At 45.1% G+C, this 2,529-nt stretch carries 1 protein-coding gene and 1 pseudogene; one reads left to right on the top strand and one right to left on the bottom strand.

From position 1 onward, the window contains the following. On the top strand, positions 1-2,147 hold a 2,147-nt coding region (locus tag H6S82_RS28710), incomplete at its 5' end, for a glycogen/starch/alpha-glucan phosphorylase (protein WP_191057137.1). A gap of 66 nt (positions 2,148-2,213) precedes the next feature. Here H6S82_RS28710 and H6S82_RS28715 read toward each other — a convergent pair. Next, a pseudogene (locus tag H6S82_RS28715) lies at positions 2,214-2,529 on the bottom strand (hypothetical protein); the annotation flags it as partial.

Below are 2,529 nucleotides of genomic sequence, written 5' to 3' on the forward strand. Positions count from 1 at the left end.
GATTAGCTGCCTGTTACCTCGATTCGATGGCCAGCTTGGAGATTCCCTCTCTAGGTTACGGCATTCGTTACGAATTCGGTATTTTCGAGCAAAAAATTCAAGATGGCTGGCAAGTCGAAATCACGGACAAATGGTTGCGCTTCGGCAATCCGTGGGATGTCGCCCGTCCGGAATGGTCAGTAGAAGTGAAACTGGGCGGTCATACAGAATCTTATGTTGACGAGAACGATCGCTACCGAGTCCGCTGGATTCCCTTCCAAGTTGTCAAAGGCATCCCCTACGACACACCCATTTTAGGATACAAAGTCAACACTGCCAATACCTTAAGATTGTGGGCAGCGGAAGCACCGGAATCCTTCGATTTTGAAGCCTTCAACTCAGGCGATTACGTAAAAGCCGTGCAAGCCAAGATGACTTCCGAGAATCTCTCGAAAGTCCTCTACCCCAACGACAACGTATCCCAAGGTAAAAAATTGCGGTTGGCGCAGCAAATCTTTTTCGTGTCATGTTCCCTGCAAGACATGATTCGGATTATGAAAGGGCAAAAGATTCCCTTGGAAAAATTCCACGAAAAATTTGTCATTCAACTCAATGATACCCATCCTTCGATCGCCGTCGCCGAATTGATGCGATTGTTAGTGGACGAATACGGAATGGAGTGGGAACAAGCTTGGGAGATTACTACCAAAGCTTTCGCTTATACCAACCATACCCTCTTACCAGAAGCCTTAGAAAAATGGCCTCTGGGCTTGTTTGGGGAACTATTGCCCCGACACCTGCAAATTATTTATGAAATTAACGGTCGTTTCCTCGACGATGTGCGGATCAAGTTTCCCGATGATTTCGATCGACTCAAACGAATGTCCCTCATTGACGAAAGCGGCGAACGCTACATCCGCATGGCCAATTTGGCTTGCGTAGGCAGCTTTGCGATTAATGGGGTGGCGCAATTGCACACCGAACTGCTGCAAAAAGATGTCTTGCACGACTTCTACGAAATGTATCCGGAGAAGTTCAACAACAAGACAAATGGCATCACCCCGCGCCGTTTCATGGTATTGAGCAATCCCCGACTGTGCGAACTTATTGACAGCAAAATTGGCAACACCTGGATCAAAAATTTGCACGAACTTCGCCAGTTAGAAGCTTTTGCAGAAGATGTAGAATTTCGCCATAAATTCCGGCAAATCAAACAAGCAATCAAGCAAGATTTAGCTGAATATATCAAAGCCAAAAACGGTATTGATGTCGATGCCAATTCCTTGTTTGATATTCAAGCCAAACGCTTCCACGAATACAAGCGCCAGCACTTAAATGCGCTGCACATCATTACCCTGTACAACCGCATCAAGGCAAATCCCAATATTGATATTACGCCGCGCACTTTCCTATTCGGCGGCAAAGCAGCCCCAGGTTATTACATCGCCAAGTTGACTATCAAATTAATCAATTCGATCGGTGAAGTAGTCAACCGCGACCCGGATGTCAGAGGACGACTGAAAGTTGTTTTTCTGGAAGATTACAGCGTTAAATTTGCCCAACGAGTTTATCCGGCGGCGGATTTATCGGAACAAATTTCTACAGCCGGAAAGGAAGCTTCTGGAACTGGAAACATGAAATTTGCTCTGAATGGGGCGCTCACTATTGGCACCTTAGATGGCGCGAATGTGGAAATCCGCGAAGAAGTAGGAGAAGAAAATTTCTTCCTGTTTGGATTAACCGCAGAAGAAGTGTATGCCAAAAAAGCGCAGGGCTACGACCCGATGTATTATTACAACCGCGACCCAGAATTGAAATTGGCGATCGATCGCATTTCTTCCGGCTTCTTCTCTCACGGCGATGCCAATTTGTTTAAACCTTTGTTAGATACCCTATTGCATCGCGATGAATATATGCTATTGGCAGACTATCGCTCTTATATAGAATGCCAAGAACAAGTCAGTCAAGCTTACCGAGATGTAGAAAACTGGACGCGGATGGCCATTTTAAATGTAGCGCGGATGGGCAAATTTTCTTCCGATCGATCGATTAGCGATTATTGTGAAGATATTTGGCAAATTCAACCAGTCAAAATAGAATTGTCAGAATATCTGCAAACAGATGTCGATCGATTGAAGATCATCAACGAAGAGTCATTCGCGATCTAAGGTACGTTGTTGCGCTTCAGCCCTCCGGATAAGAGCGCTGAAGCGCAACAACGTACCTAAGAAATTTTATTGTAGCTTAAACCCTTTAGCAGCTAATTGCTGGCGGAGACTTTGAATCATGACATAATCCAGCGTATTCTCGCCACTATTGACATTAGCTTGGCGCTGTTTTTGCACATATTCGTCGCGTTTTTGAGATAACTCGCGAATTGTGGCTTGAATTCGCGCTCTTTCCGCTTTCTTTCTCGCTACATACTCGCGTTTTTGCCCTAAACTCATACCCCGCATAGCTGGCGGCAAAGCATCATCTGATAATTGTTCAAGGGTAACGATACCTCGATCGAGAGCATCAATTAAATCCCAAGAAGCATTATTATAATAT

This window comes from Planktothrix sp. FACHB-1355 (genome assembly GCF_014748295.1).
In the GTDB taxonomy this organism is placed as follows: Bacteria; Cyanobacteriota; Cyanobacteriia; order Cyanobacteriales; family Aerosakkonemataceae; genus Aerosakkonema; species Aerosakkonema funiforme_A.